The following is a 7,053-nucleotide window of genomic DNA, read 5'->3' on the forward strand; positions in this document are numbered from 1 at the left end:
TCTTACAAAATAACTTTGAAGATAAACATGATTTAGCAGATCAAATTGCTAAAGGTACCGATGCTCGTGTTGTACAAATCATCGGGAATATTATTGTGTTGTATCGTGAATCGATGGAAAATAAGCAAATCGAATTACCGTAAAGGTAGGTATAGACAATGAAGCGAATAGGGTTATTCGGCGGCACATTCGATCCCCCTCATGTTGGCCATTTAACAATATGTAAAACGGTCTTAAGTAGTTTGAGCTTAGATGAAGTGTGGTTAATCCCAACTTATCAACCACCCCATAAACAACAACCTGAGGCTTCATTTGAACACCGTAAAAACATGTTACAATACTTAATTAGTCATGAACCTCAATTGAAAATTTCCACAGTGGAAAGTGAACGTAGAGGTCGGTCGTATACAATTGATACAGTCAAAATATTGAAAGAACGAGAAATAAATAGTCAGTTCTTTTTTATAATCGGTGGTGACATGGTAGAGTATTTACCTAAGTGGTATGCCATTGATGAACTGAAAACTATGATCCAATTTGTTGGAGTTACTCGACCTGGTTCGGATTTTATTGACCAATCAGTTTTAAAAGTTAACATGGAGGAAATAAATGTGTCATCGACAGTCATTCGTGAGCAAATCAAACGACATGAGCACCCTGAAGGTTTGCCAATTAAGGTGTACGATTATATAAAGGAGCATGGCTTATATGGAAGTTGATTATGCATTACAAAAGTCGAAGGTGGTTCTACCGACTAAGAGATATGAGCATGTTGAAAGAGTCACTGAAACAGCATTAAGTCTAGCAGAAAAATACCATGCAGATCAATACAATGTTGGTATTGCAGCAGCTTTACATGATTATGCTAAGCACATGGATAAGTCATTACTGCAGTATTGGATTGAAACATCCATTGACATACCTAAAGATTTAATCGATTATCACCATGAACTGTGGCATGGTCCTGTCGGTGCAAAAATGATTCAACATTGGTTTATGATTGAAAACAAAGACATTTTAAATGCAGTCAGATGGCATACTACAGGTAGAGCTAAGATGGGATTAGTTGAAAAGATTATCTTTTTAGCGGATTACATTGAACCTGGGCGCCAATTTGATGCTGTATATGAAGCGCGGGACTTGGCGCAACATGACCTAGATCGCGCTTGTCAGTACGCATTGAAGCAATCAATTTTATTTTTAATTGATAAAAAACAACCTATCTATCCTGATACGTTTCAAGCATATAATGAATTAACGAAATCAATAAAAAAAGATGGAGGTAACTAATACATGAATAGTCATGAATTATTACAATTAGCAGCTAAAGCATGTGATGACAAACGTGCAGAAGAGTTAGTTGCTTTAGATATGAGAGAGTTATCCTTAATAGCTGATTACTTTCTAATTTGTCATGGCACAAACGAGCGACAAGTAGATGCTATTAGTAAAGGTATTAAAGAAGCGGTTGAAGAACAAGGTATAGAAGTGAAGAAGATTGAAGGTAAAGACGAAGCGCGCTGGGTTTTAGTTGATTTAGACGATGTTGTTGTCCACATTTTCCATAAAGAAGAACGCGGCTACTATAACTTAGAAAAACTATGGGGCGATGCTGATCAAGTTGCTCTAACCGTCTAGAGGTCTTTTATGTATAAAGAAATGGCGCAAGTATATGATGAGTTAATGAATGATGCACCTTATGATCAGTGGGTTGATTTCACTAAACAGGCCATTAAATATTGTTCAAAACAAACTCCTAACTGTTTGTTAGATGTCGGTTGTGGTACTGGGGAATTGTCAATTCGGCTTGCACAACAAGGATATGTAGTGACAGCTTTTGATCAATCGGAAGAAATGATTGATCATGCAATGGCTAAAATGGAAAATGAACATGAAGTACATTTCCTAAAAGCCGATGCAACTGAATTTCAACTAAATAAAGCTTTTGATCTTATTGTTAGTTATTGTGATGTCATAAATTACTTAACAGATGAAAATAGCTTAACTAAGGCCATTAATCAAATATACGAACATTTAACAGATGGTGGTCTGTTCATTTTTGACATACACAGTCAAGGTTACATCGATTTCTTGTTAGATTCAGAAATGTTCTCTGAAGTTAGAGAAGACGTTAGTTACGTATGGTTTTGTGAGGAAACGGAACGCCCAAATGAAGTTGTCCACGATTTAACGTTTTTTGTGCAAACTGACCACGGATTGTACAAACGTTTTGATGAAACGCATAAACAGCGAACATTTCCAGTTGAACAATACAAACAAATTCTTAGCTCGATCGGTTTTCATAAAGTTACCGTTTGTTCGGATTTTAGCCTAGAGTATAGAGAAGATGCAGACAGAATATTTTTTATTTGCCAAAAATAAAAAAGCAGCCAAAACTTGAAAATCAGCCTTTCACATTTTGGTTGCTTTTTTTAAGTTTTTAATTAAAATAAATAGTATACTAATTTTTTGTCGTTAATTGATTGACCAACTCATCAGCATGGCCTTGCTCATTGTAGAATTTTTGATGGGTCGCTTTAAATACTTCATTTAAACCATTTGGAACACAAAGTTCTAAGGCTTTCATCCCTTCACCAGTAATACCACCTTTTACCATAACTTTTTCTTTTAAAGAATTTAAATCATATAAATTTTCATCTAACAGTTTGCCGTAACCAATCATCATTGTTTCAACGAGTTGAGTTGCTGTTTTCTCATCTAATCCAGTTTCTTCTTGTGCTGCTTTGATCATTGACTGTAATAAGTAACTTATAAAAGCAGGCCCGCATGAAACTAAGTCAGAGGCAACTCTAACATATTGGTCATCAATCTCAAGAGGAGAAGAGAACAATTTACAAGTTTGTGTGAGCATTTGTTTCATTTCTTCTGTAATTGTTGAACCAAAGGTAAGAAGAGTTGTTCCTTGTAGGACACGGTTCGTTATACTCGGAATCATTCTTGCAGTTTGACATCCTAATAGTTGCTCTAAATGATTAACAGATACTGAGCTCGTAATAGAAACGACTAATTGCTTCTCATTCAACTGTCCGTTAAGACGGTGAGCAATTGAAACGATTTCTTTCGGTTTTGTACATAAGAAAATAACATCACACGTATCAGCAATCGCATCTACTGTTTGTAGGACATGAATGCCTGGATAATCGTCTTTTAGTTGATAAGCTTTCAAAAACGTGCGGTTATTGACATAAATATTCCGTTCATCTACTGCATTACTTTTTATTAATGCATTCATAATAACTGTTCCCATGTTTCCTGTTCCGATAATTCCCCAATTCATAAGGATCCTCCCTTAAAAACGAACTTACCCTCATTTATATGAAAGAAGGTTAAAAACATGTTAATTCCAAAAAAGTGGTTAGTAGTAGTTATTATTATTTTTATGATTGTTTTTTACTTTATATTACACAGTGATGAAGAACTTGCTATAGAAAATGAAAATAACTCTTTTCTACTGCTTGAGGAGCAAAATGAACTTGAGAAAGAAGGATTAGAAGTTGACGGGGAAAAATGGGCTGTTGATGTTAAAGGGGAAATCGAAAGTCCGGGGGTATATCATGTTGAACGAGGAAAAAGAGTAGTCGATGTAATTGAGCTTGCTGGCGGTTTTACAAAAGAAGCTGATTCCAAGTTTGTCAACTTAGCGGAGTTGGTCTATGATGAAATGGTAATCTATGTTCCTAATAAAGAGGAAGAAGGTTCAAGCAGTGCTGTTACTCAGGGGAATAATGGTTCGGATGGTTCGAAAATTCGAGTGAATACTGCCACTGTAGAAGAGTTAATGTCTTTGCCAGGAATAGGAGAACAAAGAGCCCAAACAATCATAGAATATCGAGAAGAACATGGTTCTTTCACATCTGTCGAAGACTTATTAAACATAAGTGGTATAGGTGAGAAAACGTTAGAGAATTTTAAAGAAGATATTATTGTTCCTTAATTGAATTGTTTATTTACTATGTTGTAACAACGAATTAAAATGACTACAAGGAGGTATGACATATGGAGAGGATTTCTTGGGATCAGTATTTCATGTCGCAAAGTACCTTATTAGCTTTGCGGAGTACATGCGCAAGGCTAGCTGTAGGTGCGACAATTGTTCGGGATAAACGTGTGATTGCAGGTGGTTACAACGGAAGTCCATCTGGTAGTGTTCACTGTATTGATGAAGGGTGTAAAGTAATTGATGGACACTGTGTTAGAACCATACACGCTGAAGTGAATGCCATTTTGCAATGTGCAAAGTTTGGTGTAGAAACGGAAGGTGCCGAAATGTATGTCACTCATTTTCCATGCTTAAATTGTTGTAAAACCATTATCCAAAGTGGAATTCAGAAAATTTTTTATGCACATGATTATAAAAATAATCCTTATGCAATTGAACTGTTGAATGAAGCTGGTGTACAGTTTGAAAAAGTCGAATTAGATTACTTACATATCGACACAAATACGAAAGACAAGCTTTATTTTATAACATCTCTAATTGAGAAGTTGGAAGCGAACGGGGTAGATGAGGAAGAAATTAAAGAACTTAAGCTGAAAGCGAATCAATTATTTACATTTGCTGATTAAACTATGCGGGGAAAGCTTTATATACTTGTTATCTTCTACTTAATTGGATATTTGCCAACAACGATTAGTTTTATATTGTTTGTTTTATGTATATATTTGTTTATTTCATATATAAAGCATCAACAATTGTTGTTGGCTTTATCAATCTTCCTCTACATCATTTCCACGTTACACTCCCCGAAAATTGACGATCTATTTTTGATCGAATCAGAACAGTATTATGAAGGTGAAGTTCGTATAGTTTCTGATGTTAACGTTACGGATTATTATACTCAGTATACATTAGAGCTTGAAGATGGCTATAAGGTTCAAGCTCGTTTGAATGATCCTTCTTACTTTTTGAAATACGGCTCAACTTGTAATTTCAAAGGGCAAATTACACCACCACAGCCAGCTACAAATCCAGGTCAGTTTGATTATAGCGAGTTTTTAAAGAAGCAAGGCATAATCGGTCTATCTTATAACCCTCAAATATTAGATTGTCATTCGGCTCCATTATGGTCACACTTTTTCTCTGTAAGACATTTTTTAGTTGAACAATTAGAAAACCAATATACAGATCAGACAAATGCGTGGTTAAAAGCATTAATTTTTGGAGACCGTTCTTATATTTCAGATGAAGTTTTGGATGCGTTTCAATTTTGGAATATATCCCATCTATTAGCCATATCAGGTTTACATGTCGGTTTCTTTATTGCATTTTTATATGTGATTTTACACTATATATTTAAGCTGCCAAATGAGTATATTAAGTGGTTTATAATAGCTATACTCCCGTTTTATATCGTCATAGCAGGTGCTAACCCACCTGTTTTAAGAGCTGGGTTCATGGCTCTAATAATATTATTGGCTTCAATGATCCATAAAAAGTTGGATACTACAGATGTCATTTCCGTAGTCTTAATATTGATTTTATGGTTTGACCCATACTTGGTGTACCAGCTTGCCTTCCAGTTTTCATTCATCGTTACATTATCCTTAGTTTTGTCTAAAAACTTCTTAAAACAAGACCATTGGTTGTTGATCTCATTGAAAGTTAGCTTAATTAGTCAGTTAGCTATTTTACCTATTCAATTTGATCATTTCTACTTCACAAATGTATTATCTTTTCTAGCCAATTTAATATTTGTACCTTACTACACCTTTTTTGCTATTCCGGTAAGTTTAATGTTAGTCGTAGCGGTTGTACTCCCTCGTAATGTGTCAAATTTAATCGAAACGCTATATTTGAATGTACAAGAAGCCGTTCATGCAATGGTTGTACGGATTGGTGAGCCTGAGTTCGCGATATGGGTAGTTGGAGAAGTAAGCTTAATAACGGTTATTGCGTTTTATTTATTTTTGCTTCTAATGATGCGGGCTTGGGATTTAAATAAATTGAAAATAGCTGCCTTATTCGGCAGTTTGGCCATATGTGTATTTTTTATAGAGCAATACGCGCCATTTTATGATTCAACTTACAAAATAACGATGCTTGATGTCGGCCAAGCAGAAGCAATTGTGGTTGAACTTCCAAACAGGCGAGGAGTATTCATAGTAGACATTGGTGAAGAAGTGATTTATCCCTTTGATGGCGATTATAATCGTAACTATACAAGTATTATAAAACCTTACTTATGGTCTAATGGGATACGTCAAATTGATGCGTTATTTATTAGCCACTTTGATTTTGACCACGTAGCATCTGCTCAATTACTAATCGATGAGTTTAAACCAAACTATATATTTTCACATCCGTTTATAGAGGAACAAGAATACTTAGATGATGAAAGTATGGAGCAATTAATACCGATTTATGAAGGAATCAATCTTGATTTAGCAGGTGCGAAACTGTTCGTTATGGCACCAGAAAAGTCCAATGAATTTCTTTTAAAAAGTGAAAACGAACGTTCCAATGTGCTTATTTTGGAATATGACGGTCATCAAACGTTATTTACTGGTGATATTTATGAATCAGTAGAGCTTGATGTTGCTCGTAAATATAACTTAAGTGAAGTGGATTTACTTAAAGTAGCCCACCATGGAAGTGATACTTCGTCTAATGAGAAATTTTTAAATGCTGTAGGAGCTGAAGTTGCGATTATTTCAGCTGGGCGGAATAATCGATATAACCACCCAACTCCTTTAGTTTTTGAACGGTTGTTAACTGAAGGGTATGAAGTTTATAGAACTGACCTGCATGGAGCTATTACGATAAAAATTGAAGATGGACAAGGTACGATAAAGCCCTTTATTCCATAATATAAAATAGAAAAAGGGACTAATAATTAGCCCCTTTCTACATGACACGATCATTCAATTAGTTAGCAAACAGTGTGAAAATCGTACCAATTGCAAAGATTGTAAAGAAGAAAATGAACGAGAAGCCAAAACCTTTAATGGAATCAACTACATCATTGTTTTTGGACTGTACATCCTGTTCGAATTCGTTCACAACCATCCCTCCTAAATCACTATCAGTATAAG

Annotated in this window: 10 protein-coding genes; 8 read left to right on the plus strand and 2 right to left on the minus strand. The window is 35.1% G+C overall.

Translation table 11 applies throughout. The features are described from left to right. The 5 genes from A194_RS18555 to A194_RS0113375 all read left to right on the plus strand — a co-directional run. Nucleotides 1-143 (plus strand): YhbY family RNA-binding protein (locus A194_RS18555; RefSeq protein ID WP_017187320.1); only part of this gene is annotated, 143 nt, incomplete at its 5' end. A 15-nt stretch (nt 144-158) separates the two neighbouring features. Beyond that, nucleotides 159-719, plus strand: coding sequence for a nicotinate-nucleotide adenylyltransferase (locus tag A194_RS0113360; protein ID WP_017187321.1), 561 nt, complete (start codon nt 159-161; stop codon nt 717-719). Next, a complete protein-coding gene (gene yqeK, locus A194_RS0113365; protein ID WP_017187322.1) occupies nt 709-1,290 on the plus strand; it encodes a bis(5'-nucleosyl)-tetraphosphatase (symmetrical) YqeK in 582 nt (193 codons plus the stop codon). The genes A194_RS0113360 and yqeK overlap by 11 nt, the downstream gene beginning before the upstream one ends. A gap of 3 nt (nt 1,291-1,293) precedes the next feature. Continuing rightward, on the plus strand, nt 1,294-1,638 hold the full coding sequence (gene rsfS, locus A194_RS0113370; RefSeq protein WP_017187323.1) for a ribosome silencing factor: 345 nt from the start codon (nt 1,294-1,296) through the stop codon (nt 1,636-1,638). Between the two features lie 9 nt (nt 1,639-1,647). Then, nucleotides 1,648-2,382: a class I SAM-dependent DNA methyltransferase gene (locus tag A194_RS0113375; protein ID WP_017187324.1), complete on the plus strand. Its 735-nt coding sequence runs from the start codon at nt 1,648-1,650 to the stop codon at nt 2,380-2,382. 79 nt (nt 2,383-2,461) lie between these two features. Here the strand turns inward: A194_RS0113375 and comER are convergent, their stop codons facing one another. Then, nucleotides 2,462-3,298, minus strand: a complete 837-nt coding sequence (comER, locus tag A194_RS0113380) for a late competence protein ComER (protein ID WP_017187325.1) — start codon at nt 3,296-3,298, stop codon at nt 2,462-2,464. A gap of 57 nt (nt 3,299-3,355) precedes the next feature. Here comER and A194_RS0113385 point away from each other — a divergent pair, with 57 nt between their 5' ends. The 3 genes from A194_RS0113385 (at nt 3,356) to A194_RS0113395 (ending at nt 6,828) form a co-directional block, all read left to right on the plus strand. Then, the gene (locus A194_RS0113385) at nt 3,356-3,955 is read left to right on the plus strand and encodes a helix-hairpin-helix domain-containing protein (RefSeq protein WP_017187326.1); all 600 of its coding nucleotides are present in this window, start codon (nt 3,356-3,358) and stop codon (nt 3,953-3,955) included. Nucleotides 3,956-4,017: 62 nt separating this feature from the next. Continuing rightward, complete coding sequence (locus tag A194_RS0113390; protein WP_017187327.1) at nt 4,018-4,587, plus strand: ComE operon protein 2; 570 nt, start codon at nt 4,018-4,020, stop codon at nt 4,585-4,587. 3 nt (nt 4,588-4,590) lie between these two features. Beyond that, nucleotides 4,591-6,828 (plus strand): DNA internalization-related competence protein ComEC/Rec2, encoded by a 2,238-nt coding sequence (locus A194_RS0113395; protein WP_083834308.1) that lies wholly within the window; start codon nt 4,591-4,593, stop codon nt 6,826-6,828. Nucleotides 6,829-6,886: 58 nt separating this feature from the next. Here the strand turns inward: A194_RS0113395 and A194_RS19885 are convergent, their stop codons facing one another. After that, nucleotides 6,887-7,021: a YqzM family protein gene (locus A194_RS19885; RefSeq protein ID WP_029425287.1), complete on the minus strand. Its 135-nt coding sequence runs from the start codon at nt 7,019-7,021 to the stop codon at nt 6,887-6,889. Nucleotides 7,022-7,053: the final 32 nt, after the last annotated feature.

The organism is Alkalibacillus haloalkaliphilus C5 (assembly GCF_000269905.1).
Taxonomy (GTDB): Bacteria; Bacillota; Bacilli; order Bacillales; family Alkalibacillaceae; genus Alkalibacillus; species Alkalibacillus haloalkaliphilus_A.

Coding starts and splice junctions, on each gene's coding strand:
- A194_RS0113390 (WP_017187327.1), top strand. CDS start 4,018: ATGGAGAGGATTTCTTGGGATCAGTATTTCATGTCGCAAAGTACCTTA.
- comER (WP_017187325.1), bottom strand. CDS start 3,298: ATGAATTGGGGAATTATCGGAACAGGAAACATGGGAACAGTTATTATG.
- A194_RS0113385 (WP_017187326.1), top strand. CDS start 3,356: ATGTTAATTCCAAAAAAGTGGTTAGTAGTAGTTATTATTATTTTTATG.
- rsfS (WP_017187323.1), top strand. CDS start 1,294: ATGAATAGTCATGAATTATTACAATTAGCAGCTAAAGCATGTGATGAC.
- yqeK (WP_017187322.1), top strand. CDS start 709: ATGGAAGTTGATTATGCATTACAAAAGTCGAAGGTGGTTCTACCGACT.
- A194_RS0113360 (WP_017187321.1), top strand. CDS start 159: ATGAAGCGAATAGGGTTATTCGGCGGCACATTCGATCCCCCTCATGTT.
- A194_RS0113395 (WP_083834308.1), top strand. CDS start 4,591: ATGCGGGGAAAGCTTTATATACTTGTTATCTTCTACTTAATTGGATAT.
- A194_RS0113375 (WP_017187324.1), top strand. CDS start 1,648: ATGTATAAAGAAATGGCGCAAGTATATGATGAGTTAATGAATGATGCA.